Origin of the sequence: Planococcus plakortidis, from assembly GCF_001687605.2 — a bacterium.
Lineage (GTDB): Bacteria > Bacillota > Bacilli > Bacillales_A > Planococcaceae > Planococcus > Planococcus plakortidis.
Genome location: NZ_CP016539.2, coordinates 1,447,045 through 1,471,655 on the forward strand (window position 1 = coordinate 1,447,045; position 24,611 = coordinate 1,471,655).

The window sequence follows — 24,611 nt, forward strand, 5'->3', positions numbered from 1 at the left end:
AACAGCAATTGAATGTAAACGATTTTGATTTTGAGTTGCCGGAGGAATTGATCGCGCAAACGCCGCTTCTCGACCGGACGTCTAGCCGCTTGCTCGTCATGGGCAAAGAAACGGGTGCGGTCGAACACAAGCATTTCCGTGACATCCTTGGCCATCTGCACGCAGGCGACACGCTCGTGTTGAACGATACGCGCGTGCTCCCGGCACGCCTCATGGGCACGAAAGAAGAGACCGGCGCCAACATCGAAGTGCTACTATTGAAACAGGCTGAAGAAGACGTGTGGGAAACGCTCGTCAAGCCGGCCAAGAAAGTGAAAGTCGGCACGGTCGTGTCGTTCGGCGATGGATTGTTGCGCGCGGAATGCACAGGTGTCCTGGACCACGGGGGCCGTTATTTCAAATTCATCTATGACGGGATTTTCTATGAGATCCTCGACCAATTGGGCGAAATGCCGCTGCCGCCGTATATCCGCGAGAAACTGGAAGACCAGGACCGTTACCAGACGGTGTTCGCGAAAGAACGGGGCAGTGCCGCGGCGCCGACTGCCGGGCTCCATTTCACCGATGAATTATTGCAGGAAATCCGCAACAAAGGCGTCAATATCGCCTTCATCACTTTGCACGTCGGCCTCGGCACGTTCCGCCCGGTGTCGGTGGAATCGATCGAAGACCACGAGATGCATGCGGAGTTCTACCGCATCACAAAAGAAACTGCAGAATTGATCAATGAAACGAAACAACGAGGCGGCCGCGTCATCTCTGTTGGCACGACCTCGACGCGCACGCTCGAGTCGGTCGCGAAGAAATTCGGCGGCAAGCTGCAGGAAGACAACGGCTGGACGGATATCTTCATCTATCCGGGCTATCAATTTGAAGCGGTGGACGGTTTGATCACCAATTTCCATTTGCCTAAATCGACGCTCGTCATGCTTGTCAGCGCGATGTCGAACCGCGACGCCATCTTGAATGCGTACAATGAAGCCGTGAAAGAGCGCTACCGCTTTTTCAGCTTCGGCGACGCGATGTTTATTGAACCGCAGAAAAAGGAGACCGAATCATGACCCATGCAGTAACATACGAACATATCAAAACTTGTAAACAGACAGGCGCACGCCTCGGCATCGTCCACACGCCGCACGGCTCGTTCGAAACGCCTGCTTTTATGCCGGTCGGCACGCAAGCGACCGTCAAGACGATGAGCCCGGAAGAATTGAAAGCGATGAACGCCGGCATCATCCTAAGCAATACCTACCACCTGTGGCTACGCCCTGGGAATGACGTCATCAGGGAAGCAGGCGGCCTTCATAAATTCATGAACTGGGACCGCCCGATTTTGACCGATTCCGGCGGATTCCAAGTGTTCTCGCTGAGCGAGTTCCGCAATATCAAAGAAGAAGGCGTTCATTTCCGCAACCATATGAACGGCGATAAATTGTTCTTGAGCCCGGAAAAAGCGATGCAAATCCAGAACGACCTCGGCTCGGACATCATGATGGCGTTTGATGAATGCCCGCCCTACCCGGCGACGCATGAATACATGAAATCGAGCGTCGAACGCACGTCGCGCTGGGCGGAACGCTGCCTAGAAGCGCATGCGCGCCCGCAAGACCAAGGTTTGTTCGGGATCATCCAGGGCGGTGAATACGAGGACTTGCGCAGACAAAGCGCAGAAGACCTCGTCGCGCTCGACTTCCCGGGCTATGCGATCGGCGGATTGTCGGTTGGTGAACCGAAAGATGTCATGAACCGTGCGCTCGAATTCACGACGCCGTTCATGCCGTTTGACAAGCCGCGTTATTTGATGGGCGTCGGCTCGCCGGATTCCTTGATCGACGGCTCCATCCGCGGCATCGACATGTTCGACTGCGTATTGCCGACGCGCATTGCCCGCAACGGCACGTTGATGACGAGCACAGGCCGCCTGAATTTGAAGAATGCCAAGTTCAAGCGTGATTTCACCCCGATCGATGAGAAATGCACATGCTATACGTGCACGAATTACACGCGCGCTTATGTGCACCACCTATTGCGTGCCGATGAAACCTTCGGAATACGCCTTACGAGTTATCATAACCTGCATTTTCTGTTAAACTTAATGGAGCAGGTGCGTCAAGCGATCCGCGAAGACCGCCTGGGAGATTTCCGCGAAGAATTTTTTGAAGCGTACGGATTCAACAAGCCGAATGCAAAAAATTTCTGAGTACGAAAACGATAGAGAACATGAAAGGGGGAAATTGAACAATGGAAACATTAATTGCGTTATCACCTTTACTATTGATGTTCTTGCTGATGTGGCTCTTCATCATCCGCCCAGCGCAAAAACGCCAGAAAGCGACCGCTAACATGCAATCCGAATTGAAACGTGGGGACCGCATCGTCACGATCGGCGGCTTGCATGGCCAAGTCGACGCTGTGGACGATACGACCATCTACATCACGGTGGCAGACGGCACGCGCATGCAATTTGAGCGCCAGGCGATTGCCCGCATTGTTGAATAAGCAACCGCAAAAAACCGTCTTCCTTTCGGGAGGCGTTTTTTTCGTCCATTGGGAAATCCACTATACTCTAACTGAACAAAGCTATTTAAAGCCTTTTTAAGAACAATATTATGCAACACAACTGAAGCTGTGGATTGAGTGACCTATTTTGGTTTATTTCCCATCTAATGTATATACTCAAATGAAAGAGTGGAAGGCGGCGACTCCTGCGGGAATAGTATGAGTCTTGAGACCCCACAGGAAGCGAAGCGACCGAGGAGGCTCAAGCCATGCCCGCGGAAAGCGTCCGCCTGGAGCGATTTCATTAACTTATTTTAACCAAAATAAATTAAACAATTTTCCAAAAATTTTCATGCATTTGTTCTAAAATTTCCACCTGGGAGTTACAATGGAAACAGAACTGCAGAAAGGAGCACCGACATGATGAGCTATCCGGAAAAATACGAGCAGGTGCTGCCCGCATTGGAGAGCAAATGCAGCGAATTCACGTATTTGCAATACGAAACATTCACCCCGGAAGCCTTGTGGGATTATTGTCTGAAAAAAGTGTGGAAAAAGAAACAGATCGAAGCGCTGCGTTTGCATGAAATGGTATCGGATATCATGGATCTGACAGCTTCCGATTTTGTCGCTTACCATCAAGTGGAAGCCTTTAAAACCGCGAACTTTTTCACGGAAGACAGCATGGAGGACCTGCAGCAGCTTCTTCGTCCGGCGCGCCAGAAACCGCGCGGGATTTGACACCTTTTGGCACGTCACCGATAATGTAAGTGCTGTGTTGTATATTGAGGAGGAACTATACATATGAAAGCAAGATCTCGCATCATCGCCTTTTTCCTGCTGGTATTCATGCTCGTCGGCCTGATCGGCACAACCAGCCTGCCGATCGCTAAAGACATCAATCTCGGGCTTGACCTGCAGGGCGGATTTGAAGTTCTTTACCAAGTCGAACCGCTCGAAGAAGGGCAGGAAATCACAGAAGAAGTCGTCTCCGACACGACGGATGCGCTGAGAAGCCGCATCGACGTGCTCGGCGTCAGTGAACCGAGTATCCAGATCGAAAGCGGCAACCGGATCCGCGTCCAGTTGGCGGGCATCGAAGACCAGTCATCGGCCCGTGAGCTGCTCTCGACAGAAGCGAATCTATCGTTCCGCGATGCGGACGATAATGTCATGCTGTCGGGGAACGATCTCAAACAAGGCGGTGCCACGGCCACTTTCAATCAGGAAGGCCAGCCGATCGTCACGCTTGAGCTGAACGAGCCGGGCAAATTCGCCGAAGTGACTGGCGAAATCGCCCAAAAGCCGGCACCGGACAATGTGCTGGTCATCTGGCTCGATTTTGAGGAAGGCGTCGATTCCTATCAGGAAGAACGCCTGGAAGCGGACCCGAAATTCGTTTCCGACCCGCGCGTCCAACAGCGCATCAATTCACCTAGTGTGGAAATCTCGGGATCCTTCACAGTGGAAGAAACTCAAAACCTGGCAGGTATTTTGAATGCCGGTGCGCTTCCGGTGAAATTGGAGGAAGTGTATTCGACATCTGTCGGTGCACAGTTCGGTGAACAGGCGCTGGAGCAGACGACATTCGCAGCCGGCATCGGCATCGCGGCTGTCCTCATCTTCATGCTGTTGTTCTACCGCTTCCCTGGAGCGATTGCAGCCATCACGCTTTCCGCATACGTCTATTTGATTCTCGTGATTTTCGAATGGATCGGCGGCGTGCTGACCTTGCCGGGCATCGCGGCAATCATGCTCGGTGTCGGGATGGCAGTGGATGCCAATATCATCACTTACGAACGCATACGCGAGGAATTGCGCACCGGTGAGTCCGTGCGGGATGCATTCCGTGCAGGCGCCAGATCATCGTTCTCCGCAATCATCGACGCCAATATCACTACGCTCCTCGCTGCGGCCGTATTGTTCTATTTCGGCACCAGTTCCGTCAAAGGCTTCGCGACGATGTTGATCATTTCCATTCTCGCCAGCTTCCTGACAGCCGTTTGGGGCTCCCGGCTCATGCTCGGCTTATGGGTATGGAGCGGGTTCCTCGACAATAAGCCAGGCTGGTTCGGCTTATCGAAAAACAAGATCCACTCGAAAGAAGAGAATCTCCATATCACGGATTTGACGACGCCTTACGACCGCTTTGATTTTGCCGGCAACCGCCGCAAATTCTTCGCCGCGTCACTTGCGCTCATCTTATCCGGGCTGGCCGTCCTGTCGATCTTCCAGTTGAATCTCGGAATCGATTTCTCCAGCGGTACGCGCGTGGAAATCACTTCCGAATCCTCGCTTACCCAAGATGAAGTGGAGAGCTTCGTGGAAAGTGCCGGTTATCCGTCAGACGACATCGTTATGGCGGGAGAAGGCTCTTCCATCGGTGTCGTCCGTTACAGCGAGGAATTCAGCCAGCAGGAAATCGAGGAATTGAAATCCGCGGCTGTGGACGAATACGGCATCGAACCTAATGTCTCCACTGTGTCGCCGACCGTCGGCATCGAACTCGCACAGAACGCCATGTATGCACTTGCCATCGCGGCAGTGGGCATCATCATCTATGTGGCCTTCCGCTTTGAATGGCGCATGGGCGTGGCTTCGGTCGTTGCACTCCTGCACGATGCATTCTTTATCGTCGCGGCCTTCAGCTTGATGCGTCTCGAAGTGGACATTACGTTCATCGCCGCTGTCCTAACTATCATCGGTTATTCGATCAACGACACGATCGTCACCTTTGACCGGATCCGTGAGAACATGCGCCGCGTCAAGAAAATCGAAACCATCGACCAGTTGGAGAGAATCGTTAATACTTCGCTCCGGCAGACCTTGACGCGTTCGATCAATACCGTCATGACGGTTTTCCTCGTCGTGCTTGCGCTCTTGATCTTCGGTGCTGCATCGATCACGAACTTCTCGATCGCCTTGTTGATCGGCTTGATCGCAGGGACGTATTCTTCGATCTTCATCGCGGCCCAGATCTGGCTTGTCCTGAAAAAAGGCGAGCTGAAAAAGAAAGGGCCGATCGATATCGAGAAGAAAGAACAAGAGTCCAAATGGGGCTCCGACGAACCGGTCGTATAAGTTTAATAGGAGAAAGGGACAGGGTATAGAGTAGTGATACCTTGTCCCTTTTTTTATGGAGTCAGCGGCAAGGTATACGAAGCCTGAAAAAGAAGGGATGGTTCATATGAAAATGCAATGGCTCTTATTGCTCGGTCTTGTTTTTGCCATCATCATCGCTATTTTTGCCGTCTTTAATGTCGATAATGTGCCGGTCAATTATGTGTTCGGCGAAGCTGAGTGGCCGTTGATTTTGGTCATTCTTGTCTCCGCATTGCTCGGGTTCCTGCTATCGAGCATCCTCGCCATGACGCGCAACTACCAATTGAAGCGCAAGGTAAAGACGCTCCAGAAGGAAGTGGCGGTCAAGGAATCGCTCATCGCGACACAGCAGAACGAAATCGCTGAATACCAGAAAGCGGGCGTCACGCCTGACCCGATGGTGGTCACGGGAGAAGAGCGGGTGCATGATGAGGACGAAGCGCTCCGGTCGCAGCCCAAACGGGACGAGTTCACCACCACCGATACACAAGATCGCCGGACGGACACACGCCGCGACGAATTGTAAAAAATGAACCTTTCGGCTAAGCGCCGAAAGGTTTTTGTCTGCCCGCCGATGTTGTATAATGTACGGGTGAGGAAGTGAGAACCAATGATTGAATCGAAAAAAAGATGGCAATTGACAAGCCCGGATGAACAAGTCGTGCAGAGCTTGCAGGAAGCGCTGTCCTTATCTTCCGTGCTGGCGAAAATCCTCGTCACGCGGGGCATCGATACGGTCGGGAAAGCGCAGGAGTTTCTGGATGTGGAGTTGTCCGGCATACATAACCCGTTTCTGATGAAGGATATGGACGTCGCAGTGGCGCGTATCCAACAGGCGATTGAAGCGGAAGAGAAAATTCTCGTCTACGGTGATTACGATGCAGACGGAGTCACCAGTACGACGGTCATGATGACGGTGTTGCAGGATTTGGGTGCCGATGTCAGTTTCAAGATCCCGAACCGCTTCGACCATGGCTACGGCCCGAATGCGAAGCTGTTCAAGGAAGCGCACGCGGAAGGCATCAACTTGATCGTCACGGTCGATAACGGCGTATCAGGAATCGAGCCGGTGCGCTTGGCGAATGAACTTGGGATGGACGTCATCATCAGCGACCACCACGATATCGGCGATGAACTCCCTGAAGCGCTCGCGATCATCCATCCGCGCCACCCGGAAGGCGAGTATCCGTTTGGTGAACTGGCTGGCGTAGGCGTGGCCTTCAAGATTGCCCAGGCGCTATACGGAGATATCCCGGACCATTTGACCGAGCTGGTCGCGATCGGCACGATTGCCGATTTGGTGCCGTTGCATGGGGAGAACCGCGTGCTCGTCAAAGAAGGCTTGCGCGCCTTGCAGGATTCGCCGATGCCCGCGATTGCAGCGCTCGCGGATGTAGCGGGCGTCAAGCAGCGCGATATCACCGAAGAGACAATCGGCTTCATGTTCGGCCCGCGCATCAATGCGATCGGCCGTCTGCAATCGGCGGACCCGGCCGTACGGATGTTCATGACCGACGACCCAGCGGAAGCGAGATCGCTTGCGGACGGTTTGGACGTCTTGAACAAAGAACGCCAGGCAATCGTCAAGGCGATTTCACAGCAAGCGATCGAACAAGTCGAGGCGCGTTACGGCGAGCAGCTGCCGCATGTCATCGTCGTGGCCCAGGAAGGCTGGAATCCAGGCGTGGTCGGCATCGTCGCTTCGAAATTGACCGAGAAATTCTACCGCCCGTCCATCGTCCTGTCGCTCGATTTGGCAAACGACAAAGCGAAAGGCTCGGCGCGCAGCATCGAAGGCTTCCATCTCTATAATGAACTTGCCAAAAACCGGGACATCCTGCCGCATTTCGGCGGGCACCCGATGGCAGCTGGCATGACGCTCGCTGCAGAACATGTCGATGAGCTGCGTGAACGTTTGAACGAACAAGCAAAAACTGTATTGACCGCTGAGGATTTGGTACCGGTCGTGTCGATCGATATTCCGGTTACCTTGGATGAGGTGAGCACGGATACCATCGAAGGCATGCGCCGCCTCGCCCCGTTCGGGATGGGCTTTGCCAAGCCGAAGTTTTATTTGAACGGCGTGAAAGTGGCGGGCATCCGTAAAATCGGTGCCAGCCAGGCTCATCTGAAGATGGAGCTGGCGCAAAACAGTTCCACCTTAGATGCGGTCGGTTTCGGCATCGGCGAGCTCGGCGATGAATTGACGCCTGATGTGAAGATCGATGTCATCGGTGATTTGCAGATTAACGAATGGAACGGTCGTAAAAAGCCGCAGCTATTGGTGGAGGATATCCGCACGGACGAATGGCAATTGTTCGACATCCGCGGCATCCGCCAAGTGAGCCGCTGGTCGAAGCTCATCCCGAAACAGAACCAGGTGTTCGTCGCATTCCAGAAAGAGACCGAAGCGGTGTTCCGCTCGCTGCTCGACGGCCCGATCGTCCCGGCACAATCCTTGTCGGAGTCCGGTTCTGCGCAAGACCATCTCGTGCTATTGGACCTGCCGGATTCAGAGGAGCAGCTGTCGTCCGTCCTTAAGCAAGTGCGGCCGAAGCGCGTCTATGCCCATTTCTATGCACAGGAATCCCACTATTTCGAGCGTATCCCGGACCGCGAGCAGTTCAAATGGCTATTCGGTTTCGTCAAGAAGCGCGGCAGCTTCGACTTCAAAAAGAACGGTGATGAACTCGCCAAACATAAAGGCTGGAGCCGCGAGACATTATTTTTCATGCTTCAGGTGTTTTTTGAACTTGGTTTTGTTACACTTAACAATGGAATTACCGAGATTGCACAGGCTCCGGGAAAACGCGACCTGTCGGAAGCGCCGGCTTATAAGAAGCGCGAGCGTCAGATTGCCTTGGAACAGAAGCTCTTGTATGCATCCTATCGGGATCTAAAAGACTGGTTCGACGCCCAAGTGTCAGCCAAGGAGGAAGAATTATGGATTTAAAGCAATATATTACGATTGTAGAAGATTGGCCGAAGCCAGGAATCAAGTTCAAGGATATTACATCCTTGATGGACAGCGGCGAAGCCTATAAATACGCAACGGATCAAATCGTCGCCTATGCGAAGACGGTCGATGCAGAACTCATCGTCGGGCCGGAAGCGCGCGGCTTCATCATTGGCTGCCCTGTCGCTTACGCACTTGGAATTGGCTTTGCGCCAGTCCGCAAAGAAGGCAAGTTGCCGCGTGAAGTGATTCGCGCACAATACGGCCTGGAGTACGGCACAGACGTGTTGACGATGCATAAGGATGCCATCAAACCAGGACAGCGCGTCTTGATCACGGATGACCTTTTGGCTACCGGCGGAACGATCAATGCGACGATCAACTTGGTTGAGCAGCTCGGCGGCGTTGTGGTCGGCTGCGCATTTTTGATCGAATTGACCTATTTGGATGGCCGCAAGAACCTCGACGGCTACGATGTCACGACTTTGATGCAATATTAAGAAAATCACCTTGCCTTTTCGGGCAAGGTGATTTTTTTTCTGAAGGTAGGGTATGGTAGAGAAAGAAACTTGCGAGAGGGGTGATTTCCATGATCGAATTGGACAGACGGTATGACCCTGTGCAAAACAATGAATTGATCGGGCAGCTGCTAAACGATGCGACTCCTCTAGAACAAACCACCAGGGAGACCGAAGCATTGTTCAATGACATCAAGAAAGACCTTCCCCGCGCTCGTATCAAACGGCCAGTCCATTTTTTCGAGAAGCTCTGGTCTGTTTTTGCCGATGAGTACGAAGTGGCCGATGACAACGGCTATGGCACCATCGTGTTCGGGCAGGACCTGTTTCCGGAGTGGAAAGGCAAGCTCGACCGCGAATACAAAAAACTTGATTCGACGATTAACCGGCGCGTCAATATACGCGATTACGGCGCGGTCGGGGACGGCATCACCGATTGCACGGAAGCATTCAAAAAAGCGATCGGCAACGGCCGCGTGGAAGTGACGGTTCCGCCTGGCATCTATATCGTCAAAGGCATCCGCGTCCCGTCCTGGAGCCGGATCGTCGGGGCCGGAAAGACCGCTTCGGTCATCAAACTGCATCCAAAAGCACCGAAACGTTCCCGTTTATTGACGAACTCCAATTACGTGACCGGCAACCGCAATATCTCGATCGAAAGCTTGAGCCTCGATTGGAATGTGGAACGGCTCGGCCAGGCAGAACGCACGAGTGCCTGGGGCAATTATTCGAGCTGCGTGACGTTCGCCGGCGTCACCTATGGCTGGGTGCGCGATGTCGAAGCGATCAATCCCGGGCTGCACTGCGTCGATATCACATCGCCGCTTTATAATTACGCAGGCGACGGCATGCGCGGGAGGGGCGGCAGCAAGTATATTTGGGTCGATAAAGTGAACGGCTTCGGCTTCGGGGACGATGGCTTGACGACCCACCACAGCGATTATGTCTTCGTCTCGAACTGCCATTTTTCCGATCCAAGCGGAAAAGCCCATAAAAAAGGCTTTTCGAACTCCAACGGCATCGAAATCGATGACGGCTCGAGGCATATTTGGCTGTTCAATAATTCCACCACGCGCTGCTTCGGCGGCATCGAGATCAAAGCGCACGCAAACTCATCAGCTGCCTCCGGCGTCTTCATTTCCGGGCACCTGTCGGTCAACGACAACCGATCCTTCAACTTCCGCCATATCGGCCACCATCTCCGGGAAGACCCGGAATCCCTGTCGGCCTATAATATCAAAGCGCAACGGCTGGTGTCCCTGGCGCCGGTCGAGACGCGGCTGTACAAGGATTCATCTCCGCGCTCGCTGGTCATTTCCGGCTACCGCAATGTGGCCATCAACCGTTTCTTATTTGAAGGCGATCCGCTCTATGATTACAAAGGACGGCCGGCATCCGCCGTGCAATACCGGGCTGAGCATATTTCGCTGTCCAATGGCGTAGTACGCGGCTTCCGCACGGCGGGCTCGGACATCTCCATCATGGGGGGGCAGCAAAGCGCGCGCAACGTCCGCGTCAAGAACATCCTGAGTGTCGACTCGGCGAACAAGACCGTCGCGGTCGGCGATGACAGCAAATGGATCATGGTCGACGGCATCCGCAAGCAGAAAGCTGACCGCCTGTAGCCCCTGGGGTATTTTCCAGAGAGTTGTGAAAATATCCAAAAGCTTTACTTTTCAGCGGAAAGTTATCTATAATAAAGGAATACTCTTCTGGAAATAATTAAAGCAAGGTGGGCAATTATGGCGAAAGATCAAGTGAGAACAGTTGAAGATGTATTCGAGATGGTTGCGTCCTATATGAATGCAGAACATGTAGGAACGATAAAAAAGGCGTACCAGCTTGCCTATGAAGCCCATGATGGCCAATTCCGGAAATCCGGCGAACCGTATATTGTGCATCCGGTGCAGGTGGCCGGGATCCTCGCAGAACTGCAAATGGATCCGGCCACCGTCGCAGCGGGTTTTTTGCATGATGTCGTAGAAGACACCGACGTCAGCCGCGAAGACATCGTCCGCGAATTCGATGAGGAAGTCGCATTATTGGTCGATGGCGTCACGAAACTCAGCAAGATCAAGTACATGTCGAAAGAAGAACAGCAGGCGGAAAACCACCGCAAGATGTTTGTCGCGATGGCGCAGGATATCCGCGTCATCCTCATCAAACTGGCCGACCGGCTGCACAATCTGAGGACCTTGAAATACCAATCGGTCGAAAAGCAGCGCATCAAGGCGAACGAGACGCTGGAGATTTTTGCGCCGATTGCACACCGCCTCGGGATCAATACGATTAAATGGGAGCTTGAAGACACGGCTCTCCGTTATTTGAACCCTCAGCAATATTACCGCATCGTCAATCTGATGAAGAAGAAACGCACGGAGCGGGAAGACTATCTGAACAACGTCATGGATGAGATCCGTGTCCAGCTCGATGATGTCGGGATCGAAGCCGACCTGTTCGGGCGCCCGAAGCATATTTACAGCATCTACAAGAAAATGGCGATGCAGAACAAGCAATTCAACGAAATCTATGATTTGCTCGCTGTGCGCATCACGGTCGACAGCATCAAGGACTGTTACGCGGTGCTAGGCATCATCCATTCGACATGGAAGCCGATGCCTGGGCGCTTCAAGGATTATATCGCCATGCCAAAACAGAATCTGTACCAATCGCTCCACACGACGGTCATCGGTCCGCAGGGCGATCCACTGGAAGTGCAGATCCGCACGGAGGAAATGCACCGCATCGCCGAATACGGGGTCGCGGCGCACTGGGCCTATAAAGAAGGCAAGACGTCCGACAAGCCGCTCAGCTCCGTCGATTCCCGCCTGTCGTGGTTCCGTGAAATCCTCGATTTCCAGAACGAATCCGATAATGCGGAGGAATTCATGGAATCGCTGAAATTCGACTTGTTTTCCGACATGGTCTACGTGTTCTCCCCAAAAGGCGACGTCATTGAAATGCCGGACGGTTCCTGCCCGATCGATTTTGCCTACCGCGTCCATAGCGAAATCGGCAATAAGACGATCGGCGCGAAAGTGAACGGCAAGATGGTGCCGCTTGATCACGAGCTGCATACCGGCGACATCGTCGAAATTTTGACGTCCAAGCAATCGGTTGGCCCGAGCCGCGATTGGCTCAATATCGCCAAGTCGACACAGGCGAAAAACAAGATCAAGCAATTCTTCAAGAAGCAAGTGCGCGAGGACAATGTCCACAAAGGGCGCGACTTGGTCGAAAAAGAGATCAAAGCACAGGAATTCACCCAAAAAGAAGTGCTGACAGCGGAGAACATCAAACGCGTCATCGAGAAATACAATTTCGCCAGCGAAGACGATATGTATGCGGCAGTCGGGTTCAACGGCATCACCGCACAGCAAGTCGTCAACCGTTTGGCGGAGCGCCAGCGCAAGAAGCGCGAACAGGAAGAAGCCATCGAAAAAATCACCGTGGAAATGAAAGTCAACCAGCCGAAAAAACAGACGGAATCCGGCGTCATCGTTCGTGGCATCGACAATATGATGATCCGCTTATCGAAATGCTGCAACCCGGTGCCGGGCGATGCCATTCTCGGCTTTATCACGAAAGGCCGCGGCGTTTCGGTCCATCGCGCGGATTGCCCGAATATCCAGGCGGATGAATCCGACCGCTTGATCCCGGTCGAATGGGAAAATGCCGGCTCGCCTGAAAACAAATCGTATCAGATTGATATTGAAGTGCAGGCTTATGACCGCACCGGCTTGATCAACGAAGTGATGCATATGGTCAGTGAGACGAAGACGACGATCACCGCCGTCAGCGGGCGTGCAGACAAAGACAAGATCGCGACGATCAATTTGTCGATCATGATCCCGCACATCTCCCATCTGAACCGCGTCGTCGAACGGATCAAGCAAATTCCCGACGTTTATTCGGTTACACGCGTGACGAATTAAGGAGGAGCCATGAAAGTCGTATTGCAGCGTTCAAAACAAGCCTCCGTCACAGTTGACGGGGAAATTACAGGGGCTATCGATTCCGGCTATGTCTTATTGGTCGGCATCACCCATAGCGACAGCGAAGCGGATGCAGCATATGCCGCGAAGAAGATTGCCGGGCTGCGCCTGTTCGAAGACGAAGACGGCAAGATGAACCGCTCGATCGAGGAAGCGTCCGGCAGCGTGCTGTCGATTTCCCAGTTCACTTTATATGGGGACGTGAAAAAAGGGCGGCGCCCAAGCTTTGTCGAAGCGGCACGCCCGGAACAAGCGGAACCGTTGTGGCTGAAGTTCAATGAGGAACTAAGGCGCCACGGCCTGCAAGTCGAAACCGGCAAATTCGGCGCGATGATGAACGTCCAGCTCATCAATGATGGACCGGTCACCATTCTTATCGATTCGGATGCGGCTAAGAAATAATGTTTAAAAGAGGCGAACACATCTGCTTGCCTCTTTTTTGATGGATAAAACACCTGGGAATGATTTTTCAAGGCAATCGCCAGGTTAGGCTAAACAACAATGCCCCGCTTCTCATTCGAGAAGCGGGGCATTCGGTTTTATTCGCTTAATTCGGAATCGAAATAGCTGATGATGCCGTTGTAAAGGCCGAGCGCCGCTTGTTCGCGGAATTGATCGCTTGAGACGATGCGCTCTTCGTTGAAGTTGCTGAGGAAGCCAAGTTCGACGAGCACCGCGGCCTGGCGGTTGTCGCGCAAGACGAGGTAATTGCCTTTGCGCGCGCCGCGGTCATCGAGTGTCAATTTCCCGGCCAATCCGCCATTGATGTGTTCGGCTAATTTTTGCTGGTACGGATGCTGATAATACGATGTGAAGCCCGACACCGTGCTGTCTTCGGTGGCATCGTAATGGATGCTGATGAAGGCATCCGCTGCCACTTGATGGCTTTCGGAGACGCGGTGCCGGAGATCGACATAGACATCTGACTGGCGTGTCATGACGACTTCAGCCCCTGCAGAGCGCAAATGATGGGACAGGATTTCCGCGGTTTTCAAAGTCAGGTCCTTTTCGTTCGTTTTGCGGACCCCGACCGTACCGCCATCGTTGCCCCCGTGTCCCGGATCCAGGACGATCGTCAAGCCGTTCAAGGTGCCGGCTTTTCGTTCGGGTTGCTGTGTTTCGGCATCGGCCGGCCCGGTGGATGTCCCTGCACGCACGACCCAGTCGGCAATATAGGCTTGGCGCCCGTCTTCAAGCGCCACTAAATACCACTGGCCTTCTTTGCCTGCCACCGATAGCTGCGTGCCGGCATCGGCCCGTATCACGACTTCCGAAGAGGTGCTCGCCTGTGCACGCAGGTTCGTACCGTCAGTCAAAACAGTCACTTGTTCGTCCGAAGAATTCGCTTGCTGAACAGGCTGGTCGGATAGTTCGCCATAGAAAGCATAGACCCAGCCGGTTTTGCCATCCGTGAGTTCGAGCTGGACCCAGTTGCCGTCCATACCTTTAACATTGAACACTTGGCCTTTTTTGACCGAGCCCTGGATGTCGGCATTCAAGCTTGGCTCGGCACGGACGTTGAGTGCGTCGACCGCGATGCGGAAGGAAGAAAGTTTTTCGAGAGCTTGGGCCGTTTCTGCATACTCTTCGGAAGGCGGGTCTTCAGTTGACGCCGCTTTTTGCTCAGTCAAGCTTATGTACTGTGTCGAGACGAAGCCGCGGACATTGCGGAATTGCACTTCCGTCCAATCACCGTGGCTCGCGATGGCCTGTGCCTGATCGCCGGCGTTCATTTTCGACAGCACGGCGGAAGACAGGTCAGCTTGCGCACGGATGTTCAAGCTATCGACGGACGAAACGGCGGTTTGGGCTGAGGTATCTTGGGCTTGCCCTGTGCTGACGAGCCAGGATGCGACCCAGCCATCTGCATTGCCATGGCGGATCTCGATCCAATCGCCGCTGCGTGAAATCTGCTGTGCTGTATCGCCTTGTTTCATCGAGCCGATCACTTCATAGCTTAATCCCGGGCCGGACCGGACATTGACCGTCGAACCGGTCGCGGTCACCTCGCCGCTGTCGGCCTGGGCAGGGTTCGAGACGGCCATGGGAATCGTGCCTGACAAGGCCAGGATAAAAACCAGCAAGGTGAGTAAGAATCGTCGTTGCATAGCGGGCCTCCTAAATTCAATTCATCTTTATCATAATATCAAAAAACTCAGGCAATGTATGCAAAAGCTTGACAAGATTTATTCAGCTGATTAAGATTGATTTATTCTACTTATATAATTTTTGCTGAAGACGGAGAAAGTAATTGTAAGCATCGACTGAAAAGAGAGGGAAAGCCCCGGGCTGAAAGCTTTCCTGCAGGGATCTGCAACGAACAACACTCTCGAGGTTCTTTACTGAACGGCGCATGCGCTCATTAGGCTAAGACGGTTCCGGCCGTTATCCGGACAGAGAGGGCGCAGAAATTTGCGCCAACTAGGGTGGAACCGCGGAAGCTTAAAATCGAGCTCTCGTCCCTTGCGCAAGCAAGGGGCGGGAGCTTTTTTGTATGGAAAAGGAGAGATGGAAATGGGCAATATCCAAGCACCGCGCGGCACATACGATGTGCTGCCGCAAGAGTCTGCCAAATGGCAGGAAATCGAACAGAAAATCGATGAACTATGCAATTTGTATCAATACAAGGAAATCCGCACGCCGGTTTTCGAACACACGGAATTATTCCAGCGGGGCGTCGGCGATACGACCGATATCGTCCAGAAGGAGATGTATACTTTCCAGGACCGCGGGGACCGCTCGTTGACATTGCGTCCCGAAGGCACGGCATCGGTCGTGCGATCGTATGTCGAACACAAATTGTTCGGCCAGCCCGACCAGCCGGTGAAGCTGTACTATACCGGCCCGATGTTCCGTTATGAGCGTCCGCAAGCAGGGCGCATGCGCCAGTTCGTGCAGTTCGGCGTCGAAGCGATCGGTTCGAAAGATCCCGCAATCGATGCGGAAGTCATCGCGCTCGCGATGGATGTCTACAAAGCATGCGGCTTGAAAAGTCTCCGGCTCGTCTTGAATTCGCTGGGCGATACCGAAAGCCGACTGGCGCATAAACAAGCGCTGATCGAACATTTCGCACCATCGATCCAGGAGTTCTGCGGAGATTGCCAAAACCGCCTGGAGAAGAACCCGCTGCGCATCCTCGATTGCAAAGTGGACCGGGAGCATCCATTGATGGCAACGGCCCCGTCTCTTGCGGATTATCTGAATGAAGAATCCACGGCTTATTTTACGCAGGTAAAGGAATACTTGGACGAACTTGGCATCAGCTATGTCATTGACCCGAACCTGGTACGGGGCCTTGACTATTACAACCACACCGCTTTTGAAATCATGAGCGAAGCGGAAGGGTTCGGGGCGATCACGACGCTTGCAGGCGGCGGCCGCTATAATGGGCTTGTTGAAGACCTCGGGGGCCCGGAATCACCGGGGATCGGTTTTGCGATGAGCATCGAACGCCTGCTGCTCGCACTCGAGATGGAAAAAGTGGAAATCGGTGAAGGCCGCTCGCTTGACGCTTATGTCATCGCGATGGATGCGGCTTCGAAAAAGAAAGCCGTAGCGGTTGTCCGCGACTTGCGCGCAAGCGGCATCTCGGCGGACATGGATTTCACGGATCGCAAGATGAAGGCGCAGATGAAATCTGCTGACCGCAAGAGTGCCCGTTTCGTCATCGTCATCGGCGAATCAGAGCTTGGAAGCGGAAAAGCGGCTGTCAAAGAAATGGCGACGCGCGAACAGCAGGAAGTGCCATTCGAGGAATTGGCTGAAAACATCCAGAAAAAGAAATCATTGGAGGAATAATTATGTCGAGAACACATTATTGTGGAGAAGTGAACGAAACGGCAATCGGCCAGCGCGTATCATTGAAAGGGTGGGTCCAGAAACGCCGCGACCTCGGCGGATTGATTTTCGTCGATGTCCGCGACCGTTCAGGCATTATCCAGGTCGTCTTCAACCCGGAAATTTCCGAAACGGCGACAGCAATCGGCGAAACGCTGCGCAACGAATTCGTTGTCCATATTGACGGGCTCGTCGTCGAACGGGCGGAAGGCCAAGTGAATGCAGCGATGAAAACAGGTAAAGTCGAAGTGCAGGTGGATAGCGCGGAAATCATCAATGCCGCGAAAAACCCGCCGTTCGCGATTGAGGACCAAACCGAGGTGGGCGAAGACTTGCGCTTGAAATACCGTTATCTGGACTTGCGCCGCCCTGCGATGTTCGAGACCTTGAAAATGCGCTCGGACGTCACGAAAACGATCCGCAATTTCCTCGACAGCGAAGGCTTCCTCGATGTGGAGACGCCGATTTTGACGAAATCGACACCTGAAGGCGCACGCGATTACTTGGTGCCAAGCCGTGTCCATGACGGCGAATTCTACGCCTTGCCGCAATCGCCGCAATTGTTCAAGCAAATGCTGATGGTTTCAGGAGTGGACAAATATTATCAAATCGCGCGTTGTTTCCGCGATGAAGATTTGCGGGCTGACCGCCAGCCGGAATTCACGCAAATCGACATGGAAATGAGCTTCCAGACGATGGAAGACATCATCGAATTGAACGAACGCTTGATGGTCCAAGTGATGAAGGATGTCAAAGGCATCGACATCGACCCAGGATTCGAGCGTATGAGCTACCGGGATGCCATGGACCGTTTTGGTTCCGACAAGCCGGATGTCCGTTTCGGCATGGAATTGACCGATGTATCCGAACTGGTGAAAGATTCCGCGTTTAAAGTCTTTACTGGAGCAGTCGAATCCGGAGGGCAAGTCAAATTGATCAACGCCAAAGGCCAAGCCGGCAATTATTCGCGTAAAGACATCGATGCTCTCGGCGAATTCGCTGCCCGTTACGGCGCGAAAGGCTTGGCGTGGCTAAAAGTGGAAGAAGGCGGCGTCAAAGGGCCGATCGCCAAATTCTTCGAAGGCGATATGGCGGATAGCTTGATTGCAGCAGCTGATGCCGAAACAGGAGACTTGCTGTTGTTCGTAGCCGACTCCAAAACGGTCGTTGCGGACTCACTCGGTGCCTTGCGCATGAAGCTCGGCAAAGACTTGGGCTTGATTGACCAATCGATTTTCAAATTCCTGTGGATCACGGACTGGCCGTTGCTTGAATACGATGACAAAGACGGGCGCTATTACGCGGCGCATCATCCGTTCACGATGCCGTTCGAAGAAGACCTCGATAAACTGTCGACCGAACCGCAAAACGTCCGTGCGCAAGCTTATGATCTGGTATTGAACGGCTATGAACTGGGCGGGGGATCGGCGCGGATTTACAGACGCGACATCCAAGAGAAAATGTTCGAAGTGCTCGGGTTCTCGAAAGAAGAAGCGACGGAGCAATTCGGTTTCCTGCTCGAAGCATTCGAATACGGGACGCCTCCGCATGGCGGCATCGCATTCGGCCTTGACCGCCTCGTGATGCTGTTGGCAGGGCGCACCAACCTGCGCGACACGATCGCGTTTCCGAAGACCGCTTCCGCGAGCGATATGCTGACGGAAGCGCCGAGTGCAGTCTCTTCGGCCCAATTGGAGGAATTAAACCTATCTGTAACTATTCAGAATAGTGAAAAAGATTCAGAGTAAAAGACTTGTACATCTTTTTCGGGTATGCTACTATACTTGTAGAGAGAATCCTGATGTGTTCGTTTTTAGCAATTCGATTTTGACCCAACATTTTGTCGTCGGGAGACCTACATATCGCCATGGCTAACATGCCTTAACGGGAAGTTATAAGTGGTGATGCGGTCACCCACCTGCTATAAGCGGGTTCAAACGATGCGCAACACAAAGGACGGCACGATCGGGATTCTTCTTACATAGTAGATTCCAATCCCTCCGGCATTTGCCGGGGGATTTTCTATGTGTATAATCCCTAGTATCCCTATTTAATATTGAATGTGAAAGGCAGTGTGTATATGTTACATCAATTTTCAAGAAATGAACTCGCCATCGGCAAGGAAGGCATGGAGCTGGTAAAAGGTTCAACGGTCGCCATCCTCGGAGTCGGCGGAGTCGGGTCATTTGCAGCTGAGGCTTGCGCAAGAAGCGGGGTCGGAAAAATCATCCTTGTCGATAAAGACGATGTCGACATCACTAACATCAACCGCCAATTGGTGGCGAATCTCTCGACGATCGGCCAGTCCAAAGTCGAAGTGATGAAAAAGCGCATTGCGGATGTCAATCCGGATTGTGAAGTGGTGACGCTCCATATGTTCTATACGGAAGAAACGTATGAGGAATTCTTCAGCCACAAGCCTGATTATGTCATCGATGCCTCGGATACCTTGATCTATAAAGTGCATTTGATCAAAGAATGCTATAGCCGCCGCATCCCGATCATCTCGAGCATGGGCGCCGCCAACAAGACGGACCCGACGCGTTTCAAAATTGCGGACATCTCGAAGACCCATACCGACCCGTTGGCGAAAATGATCCGCAAGAAACTGAAGGAAGCGGGCATTCGAAAAGGGGTTCCGGTTATCTTTTCCGATGAAAGCCCGATCGTAGTCCGCGAAGATGTCGTCGATACCGTTGGCAAAAAAGACGCGGCGATCCGCAAAGCACAGATGCCGCCATCTTCCAATGCGTTCACCCCGTCGACCGTCGGCTTGATCGCAGCCAGTTGGGTGGTCAACCAGATCACCAAATCGATCCACATCCAGCGCGTCAATCAATAGCCAATAGAAAAACGGGCGGAGAATGCCATCATTCTCCGCCCGTTTTTTATGCATCATTTTTTTCGGAAGTCTTTTAGCTTTTCATAGATGCCTGCGAATTTCTTTTCTTCTCCGGCGACAACCGGCTTGTAGAATTCCGCCTTTTTCAATTCTTTCGGCAAATAATCCTGGTCCGCCCAGCCGCCGAACGAGCCGATCGGCGTGTCGTGCGGATATTTATAGCCTCCGTGGCCGAGTTCGGCGCTGCCTGCGTAATGCGTATCCCGCAAATGCGCCGGGATGTCGCCGACCTGGCCTTTATTGATGGCGGCAGTGGCAGCATCGATTGCGCGATAGGCCGAATTGGATTTCTCCGATAGGCACATCTCAGCAACCGCCTGCGCGAGCGGGATGCGCGCTTCCGGCAAGCCAAGACGGTCCGCCGACTGGCACGCCGCGAGCACATGCCCGCCGACAGCCGGGTTGGCGAGGCCGATGTCTTCGTAAGCCATGACGAGCAGGCGTCTTGTGACTGCGGTCAAGTCGCCGTTTTCAAGCAAGTGGGCGAGGTAGTACATCGCCGCATTGACGTCGCTGCCCCGGACGGATTTCTGCAAGGCCGATAACAAGTTGAAGAAATGGGAGCCTCTTTTGTCGCCGAACACGCCGACACGTTTGATCATCTGTTCGATGATGGCGTCATCGACAAGGTATTCCCCGTCTTCTTCATCGGAGGCGATGACGATCGATTCAAGCATCGTCAAGGCCTTGCGCGCATCGCCGTTCGTTCCTTCGGCGATACGGGCGACCTGTTCTTTTGTAATGCGGATTTTCTCGCGGCCAAGCCCGCGCTTTTCATCGCTCAAGGCTTTTTCCAACAGCTCGATGATATCGTCTTGTGTCAGCCGCTTGAGCTGCTTGATCTCGCCGCAGCGCGAACGGATCGCCGGGTTGACATCGTGGAACGGGTTTTCCGTCGTCGCGCCGATTAAGACGATCGAACCGGATTCCACATGCGGCAAGAGGGCGTCCTGCTGCAATTTATTGAAGCGGTGGATCTCGTCTAAAAACAGTAATACTTTCCCGGTCATGCGCGCCTCGGTGACGACCGATTCGACATCTTTCTTGCCGGAAGTCGTGGCATTGAGCGCGATGAACGGCAAGTTCGATGTGCCGGCGATGGCGTGGGCGATCGAGGTCTTGCCGATTCCCGGATCGCCATATAAGAGCATGGACGGCACATGGCCGCTTTTGATCATTTTGTAAAGCGCGGTTGAAGGCCCGATGACGTCTTTTTGGCCGACGACTTCGTCGATCGTCCTTGGACGCATGCGGTACGCAAGTGGTTCATTGTGCACGAGGAAAACTCCTTCCGTCTGTTCATTCCATCAGTATAGCGAATCGGGCGCCGAAAGTCATTGAAAGCCTATGTCCTGTAAGATATGCTATACTTATTTGAAGAATTGACGAATAGGTTTTAGGGGAGTAGTTCTATATGAAAATATCAACAAAAGGCCGTTACGGCTTAACGATCATGATCGCATTGGGAAAACAATACGGGGCAGGCCCGGTGCCGCTGCGCAAGATTGCAGCGGAGAATGAATTGTCGGAAGCCTACCTCGAACAGCTCGTAGCGCCACTGCGCAATTCAGGGCTCGTGAAAAGCGTACGGGGCGCATACGGCGGCTATATGCTGACACGCCACCCGAAAGAGATTTCAGCGGGTGACGTCATCCGTGTGCTCGAGGGGCCGATCCAGCCGGTCGAAGGCATCGAAGACGAAAAACAGCCCCAGCGCGAGTTGTGGGGGAGGATACGCGACGCCGTAAAAAATGTCCTGGATACGACGACGATCGAGGATTTGGCGACGACAGAAGAAGGCGACACCGAGCATTATATGTTTTATATATAAGGAGTTTATCAATCATGAAACAAATTTATTTGGACCATGCGGCGACATCGCCGATGCATCCGCAAGCAGCTGCGGTATTCGCCGAAGCGTTAAGTGAACAATATGGCAACCCATCAAGCATCCACCGGACCGGGCGCGATGCGCGGCGCGTTCTGGATGAAGCGCGGCGCATACTCGCCAAAAGCATACAAGCTGACGATACCGAGATCGTCTTCACATCCGGCGGCACAGAGGCGGATAATTTGGCGATTTTCGGGACAGCTGGCGCTAAACAAGGACGCCATATCATCACGTCGCAAGCCGAGCATCATGCAGTTCTCCATGCTTGTGAGGAATTGGAGAGACAGGGCTATGAGGTGACATATGTACCCGTGGACGAAACGGGCCGCGTCAAGCCGGAAGACGTGAAACAAGCGCTCCGGGATGATACGATTCTCGTGTCTGTCATGCTCGCCAATAATGAAATCGGCACGATCCAGCCAATCGCCGAAATCGGGGAGCTGTTGAAAGGGACGAATGTCACCTTCCATACCGATGCGGTGCAGGCGTATGGCTTATTGCCGATCGATGTAGACGAGTTGAACGTCGACTTGCTGTCGGTCTCTGCCCATAAAGTGAATGGCCCGAAAGGCATCGGGTTTTTATACCAGCGCAAAAACACGCCTCTCAAACCGCTTCTTTACGGCGGTGAACAGGAACGCAAACGCCGCGCCGGAACAGAAAACGTGCCGGCCATCCAAGCGTTCGCCAGCGCAGTGGAAATCGCGCAGGAAACGATGGAGGATAAATGGCAGGCGTTCAACGGATTCAAGGAGATTTTCCGGGATGAGTTCAAGGTCAAAAAAATCGTCTTCAAGGAGAACGGCATCGATCAATTGCCGCATATATTCAATGTGTCTCTAGAAGGCATCGATATCGAATCGTTTTTGGTCAATTTGGATTTGTCAGGTATTTCCGCATCGAGCGGGTCGGCGTGCACAGCCGGCTCGATCGACCCATCGCATGTGCTCGTTGCGATGTACGGGCAAGACGCAGCAGAACTGCGCAATTCGATCCGTTTCAGTTTCGGCATCGGCCTGACCGACACGGATATTAGACAAGCAGCCGAAAAAACGGCTCAAATCACGAAGCGCCTCGCGCAAAAATAGAAAAGGTGAATACAATGGAAACAAAAGCTCCACAAGATACACGTGTAGTTGTCGGCATGTCCGGAGGGGTAGACTCCTCGGTGGCCGCTCTTTTATTGAAGCAACAAGGCTATGACGTCATCGGCATCTTCATGAAAAACTGGGACGATACCGACGAAAACGGCGTCTGCACTGCGACGGAAGATTACGAAGACGTCATCCGCGTCTGCAACCAGATCGGCATCCCGTATTACGCGGTCAATTTCGAAAAGCAGTATTGGGATAAGGTGTTCACGTATTTCCTCGAGGAATACAAAGCCGGACGCACGCCGAACCCGGACGTCATGTGCAATAAGGAAATCAAGTTCAAGGCATTCCTTGAGCATGCCTTGAGCCTCGGTGCGGATTATCTCGCCACGGGCCATTACGCACGCGTGGAAACGGATGAAAATGGCGTTGCGCACATGCTGCGAGGCGTCGACAATAATAAAGACCAAACCTATTTCCTGAACCAGCTGAACCAGGAACAATTATCGAAAGTCATGTTCCCGCTCGGTGCGATCGATAAGAAGGAAGTCCGTGAAATCGCACTTGAAGCAGGGCTTGCAACGGCGACGAAAAAAGATTCCACCGGTATCTGCTTTATCGGCGAACGCAATTTCAAGGAATTTCTAAGCCAATATCTTCCAGCTCAACCAGGGTCGATGGAAACCTTGGACGGCATCAAAAAAGGCTCCCATGACGGCCTGATGTATTACACGATCGGCCAGCGCCAAGGCCTCGGCATCGGCGGAGCCGGCGACCCATGGTTCGTCATCGGGAAAGACCTGGAGAAAAACGTCCTGTATGTCGGGCAGAACATCCACCACGATGCACTGTTTTCCGATAGCTTGACTGCGGTCAATTTGAGCTTCACAACGGGCGATGCACCGTCCGCGAGTTTCCAGTGTACGGCGAAATTCCGCTATCGTCAGCAGGATGTGGGCGTCACGGTCGACATGAAAGACGGAGAAGCTCTCGTCACCTTCGATGAGCCGGTCCGTGCAATCACACCTGGTCAGGCCGTCGTCTTTTACGACGGCGACGAATGCCTCGGTGGCGGCACGATCGACCGCGTATTCAAAAACGGCATACAGCTGGACTATGTAGGATAATGGGGGGATCGGCGATGAATTATAACGAAATCGGCATCAAAGCCTTGCAGGAAGGCAGGGCCGAAGATGCCATCCAGGCGTTCACGAATGCTATTGAAGAACAGCCGGAAGACGCGCTCGGTTACATTAACTTCGGGCATGTATTGGCATCGATGAATGAAACGGAGCGTGCCGAGCGGTTTTTCCAGAAAGCCTTGACGCTCGATGAAACATCCGCAACTGCTTACTACGGTTTGGCGAACCTCTATTACAATGCAGAGCGCTACGAGGAAGCGCTGAAGTTGTATGAAAAAGCGGTCCAAAATGGCATTGAAGGGTCGGATGCCCATTACATGATCGGCAAATGCTTCGAGCGCATCGACCAGCCGAAACTCGCCTTGCCTTATTTGCAGCGCGCGGTGGAATTGGATCCGAACGACCTGCCAGCGCGTCTCAGCTACGGCATTGCGCTGGCGTCACTGGAACTGTTCGATCTAGCGGAAGAACAATTTGTCTCTGCGCTTGAAATCGATGTGGACAACTCGGATGCGCATTATAATCTGGGCGTATTGTACGCCGTGTCGAGCGACCGTACGGAAGATGCCATGTACCATTTGCAGCGTGCCTACACATTGGATGATAAAAATGAAATGGCACGCTACGCTTACGACATGATCAATGAACGCTTGAACTAGATGTATGAAAGAGAGG

Annotated in this window: 20 protein-coding genes, 1 other RNA gene and 1 other annotated feature; of the genes, 19 read left to right on the top strand and 2 right to left on the bottom strand. The window is 53.1% G+C overall.

Annotated features, from left to right (window positions below; all coding sequences use genetic code 11):
- Positions 1-8 precede the first annotated feature (8 nt).
- The 11 genes from queA (at position 9) to dtd (ending at position 13,472) form a co-directional block, all read left to right on the top strand.
- Positions 9-1,061, top strand: a complete 1,053-nt coding sequence (gene queA, locus BBI15_RS07350) for a tRNA preQ1(34) S-adenosylmethionine ribosyltransferase-isomerase QueA (RefSeq protein WP_068872540.1) — start codon at positions 9-11, stop codon at positions 1,059-1,061.
- A complete protein-coding gene (gene tgt, locus BBI15_RS07355) occupies positions 1,058-2,200 on the top strand; it encodes a tRNA guanosine(34) transglycosylase Tgt (protein ID WP_068868969.1) in 1,143 nt (380 codons plus the stop codon). Before queA ends, tgt begins: the two co-directional genes overlap by 4 nt.
- Positions 2,201-2,241: 41 nt before the next feature.
- Positions 2,242-2,499 carry a preprotein translocase subunit YajC gene (gene yajC, locus BBI15_RS07360; RefSeq protein WP_068868970.1) on the top strand — a complete coding sequence of 86 codons (258 nt, stop codon included), beginning with the start codon at positions 2,242-2,244 and terminating at the stop codon, positions 2,497-2,499.
- A 420-nt stretch (positions 2,500-2,919) separates the two neighbouring features.
- Complete coding sequence (locus tag BBI15_RS07365; protein WP_068868971.1) at positions 2,920-3,240, top strand: post-transcriptional regulator; 321 nt, start codon at positions 2,920-2,922, stop codon at positions 3,238-3,240.
- 63 nt (positions 3,241-3,303) lie between these two features.
- Entirely contained in the window at positions 3,304-5,580 is a 2,277-nt protein-coding gene (gene secDF / locus BBI15_RS07370) for a protein translocase subunit SecDF (RefSeq protein WP_068868972.1), read from the top strand.
- 106 nt (positions 5,581-5,686) lie between these two features.
- On the top strand, positions 5,687-6,127 hold the full coding sequence (locus BBI15_RS07375) for a LapA family protein (protein WP_084632784.1): 441 nt from the start codon (positions 5,687-5,689) through the stop codon (positions 6,125-6,127).
- An 84-nt stretch (positions 6,128-6,211) separates the two neighbouring features.
- The gene (recJ, locus tag BBI15_RS07380) at positions 6,212-8,554 is read left to right on the top strand and encodes a single-stranded-DNA-specific exonuclease RecJ (RefSeq protein ID WP_068868973.1); all 2,343 of its coding nucleotides are present in this window, start codon (positions 6,212-6,214) and stop codon (positions 8,552-8,554) included.
- Complete coding sequence (locus BBI15_RS07385) at positions 8,545-9,057, top strand: adenine phosphoribosyltransferase (RefSeq protein ID WP_058380980.1); 513 nt, start codon at positions 8,545-8,547, stop codon at positions 9,055-9,057. Before recJ ends, BBI15_RS07385 begins: the two co-directional genes overlap by 10 nt.
- 89 nt (positions 9,058-9,146) lie before the next feature.
- A complete protein-coding gene (locus BBI15_RS07390) occupies positions 9,147-10,700 on the top strand; it encodes a glycosyl hydrolase family 28-related protein (protein WP_068868974.1) in 1,554 nt (517 codons plus the stop codon).
- 117 nt (positions 10,701-10,817) lie between these two features.
- A complete protein-coding gene (locus BBI15_RS07395; RefSeq protein ID WP_068868975.1) occupies positions 10,818-13,010 on the top strand; it encodes a RelA/SpoT family protein in 2,193 nt (730 codons plus the stop codon).
- 9 nt (positions 13,011-13,019) lie between these two features.
- Complete coding sequence (gene dtd / locus BBI15_RS07400; protein ID WP_068868976.1) at positions 13,020-13,472, top strand: D-aminoacyl-tRNA deacylase; 453 nt, start codon at positions 13,020-13,022, stop codon at positions 13,470-13,472.
- A 137-nt stretch (positions 13,473-13,609) separates the two neighbouring features.
- Here the strand turns inward: dtd and BBI15_RS07405 are convergent, their stop codons facing one another.
- Positions 13,610-15,178, bottom strand: coding sequence for an N-acetylmuramoyl-L-alanine amidase family protein (locus BBI15_RS07405; RefSeq protein ID WP_068868977.1), 1,569 nt, complete (start codon positions 15,176-15,178; stop codon positions 13,610-13,612).
- Positions 15,179-15,296: 118 nt separating this feature from the next.
- Positions 15,297-15,537: a binding site (T-box leader), on the top strand.
- Between the two features lie 47 nt (positions 15,538-15,584).
- On the opposite strand from BBI15_RS07405, the gene hisS reads away from it, so the two are divergent.
- From hisS to BBI15_RS07425, 4 genes are all read left to right on the top strand, one after another.
- The gene (hisS, locus tag BBI15_RS07410; RefSeq protein ID WP_068868978.1) at positions 15,585-16,868 is read left to right on the top strand and encodes a histidine--tRNA ligase; all 1,284 of its coding nucleotides are present in this window, start codon (positions 15,585-15,587) and stop codon (positions 16,866-16,868) included.
- Positions 16,869-16,870: 2 nt separating this feature from the next.
- A complete protein-coding gene (aspS, locus tag BBI15_RS07415; protein WP_068868979.1) occupies positions 16,871-18,655 on the top strand; it encodes an aspartate--tRNA ligase in 1,785 nt (594 codons plus the stop codon).
- 44 nt (positions 18,656-18,699) lie between these two features.
- Positions 18,700-18,883: non-coding RNA, 6S RNA (gene ssrS / locus BBI15_RS07420), on the top strand.
- A gap of 104 nt (positions 18,884-18,987) precedes the next feature.
- Positions 18,988-19,749, top strand: coding sequence for a tRNA threonylcarbamoyladenosine dehydratase (locus BBI15_RS07425; protein ID WP_068868980.1), 762 nt, complete (start codon positions 18,988-18,990; stop codon positions 19,747-19,749).
- A gap of 53 nt (positions 19,750-19,802) precedes the next feature.
- Here the strand turns inward: BBI15_RS07425 and BBI15_RS07430 are convergent, their stop codons facing one another.
- Complete coding sequence (locus BBI15_RS07430) at positions 19,803-21,086, bottom strand: replication-associated recombination protein A (RefSeq protein WP_068868981.1); 1,284 nt, start codon at positions 21,084-21,086, stop codon at positions 19,803-19,805.
- Between the two features lie 137 nt (positions 21,087-21,223).
- Here BBI15_RS07430 and cymR point away from each other — a divergent pair, with 137 nt between their 5' ends.
- From cymR to BBI15_RS07450, 4 genes are read left to right on the top strand one after another with little or no spacing between them, the layout of a single operon-like run.
- Positions 21,224-21,640 carry a cysteine metabolism transcriptional regulator CymR gene (gene cymR / locus BBI15_RS07435; RefSeq protein ID WP_068868982.1) on the top strand — a complete coding sequence of 139 codons (417 nt, stop codon included), beginning with the start codon at positions 21,224-21,226 and terminating at the stop codon, positions 21,638-21,640.
- Positions 21,641-21,654: 14 nt separating this feature from the next.
- Positions 21,655-22,788 (top strand): cysteine desulfurase family protein, encoded by a 1,134-nt coding sequence (locus BBI15_RS07440; protein WP_068868983.1) that lies wholly within the window; start codon positions 21,655-21,657, stop codon positions 22,786-22,788.
- Positions 22,789-22,802: 14 nt separating this feature from the next.
- Positions 22,803-23,921: a tRNA 2-thiouridine(34) synthase MnmA gene (mnmA, locus tag BBI15_RS07445; protein WP_068868984.1), complete on the top strand. Its 1,119-nt coding sequence runs from the start codon at positions 22,803-22,805 to the stop codon at positions 23,919-23,921.
- 14 nt (positions 23,922-23,935) lie between these two features.
- Complete coding sequence (locus tag BBI15_RS07450; protein ID WP_068868985.1) at positions 23,936-24,595, top strand: tetratricopeptide repeat protein; 660 nt, start codon at positions 23,936-23,938, stop codon at positions 24,593-24,595.
- The last annotated feature ends 16 nt before the right edge of the window (positions 24,596-24,611 follow it).

Bases quoted from the DNA above. Each gene is read 5' to 3' on its own strand.
- tgt (WP_068868969.1), top strand. From the start codon at position 1,058: ATGACCCATGCAGTAACATACGAACATATCAAAACTTGTAAACAGACA.
- yajC (WP_068868970.1), top strand. From the start codon at position 2,242: ATGGAAACATTAATTGCGTTATCACCTTTACTATTGATGTTCTTGCTG.
- BBI15_RS07365 (WP_068868971.1), top strand. From the start codon at position 2,920: ATGATGAGCTATCCGGAAAAATACGAGCAGGTGCTGCCCGCATTGGAG.
- secDF (WP_068868972.1), top strand. From the start codon at position 3,304: ATGAAAGCAAGATCTCGCATCATCGCCTTTTTCCTGCTGGTATTCATG.
- BBI15_RS07375 (WP_084632784.1), top strand. From the start codon at position 5,687: ATGAAAATGCAATGGCTCTTATTGCTCGGTCTTGTTTTTGCCATCATC.
- recJ (WP_068868973.1), top strand. From the start codon at position 6,212: ATGATTGAATCGAAAAAAAGATGGCAATTGACAAGCCCGGATGAACAA.
- BBI15_RS07385 (WP_058380980.1), top strand. From the start codon at position 8,545: ATGGATTTAAAGCAATATATTACGATTGTAGAAGATTGGCCGAAGCCA.
- BBI15_RS07390 (WP_068868974.1), top strand. From the start codon at position 9,147: ATGATCGAATTGGACAGACGGTATGACCCTGTGCAAAACAATGAATTG.
- BBI15_RS07395 (WP_068868975.1), top strand. From the start codon at position 10,818: ATGGCGAAAGATCAAGTGAGAACAGTTGAAGATGTATTCGAGATGGTT.
- dtd (WP_068868976.1), top strand. From the start codon at position 13,020: ATGAAAGTCGTATTGCAGCGTTCAAAACAAGCCTCCGTCACAGTTGAC.
- BBI15_RS07405 (WP_068868977.1), bottom strand. From the start codon at position 15,178: ATGCAACGACGATTCTTACTCACCTTGCTGGTTTTTATCCTGGCCTTG.
- hisS (WP_068868978.1), top strand. From the start codon at position 15,585: ATGGGCAATATCCAAGCACCGCGCGGCACATACGATGTGCTGCCGCAA.
- aspS (WP_068868979.1), top strand. From the start codon at position 16,871: ATGTCGAGAACACATTATTGTGGAGAAGTGAACGAAACGGCAATCGGC.
- BBI15_RS07425 (WP_068868980.1), top strand. From the start codon at position 18,988: ATGTTACATCAATTTTCAAGAAATGAACTCGCCATCGGCAAGGAAGGC.
- cymR (WP_068868982.1), top strand. From the start codon at position 21,224: ATGAAAATATCAACAAAAGGCCGTTACGGCTTAACGATCATGATCGCA.
- BBI15_RS07440 (WP_068868983.1), top strand. From the start codon at position 21,655: ATGAAACAAATTTATTTGGACCATGCGGCGACATCGCCGATGCATCCG.
- mnmA (WP_068868984.1), top strand. From the start codon at position 22,803: ATGGAAACAAAAGCTCCACAAGATACACGTGTAGTTGTCGGCATGTCC.
- BBI15_RS07450 (WP_068868985.1), top strand. From the start codon at position 23,936: ATGAATTATAACGAAATCGGCATCAAAGCCTTGCAGGAAGGCAGGGCC.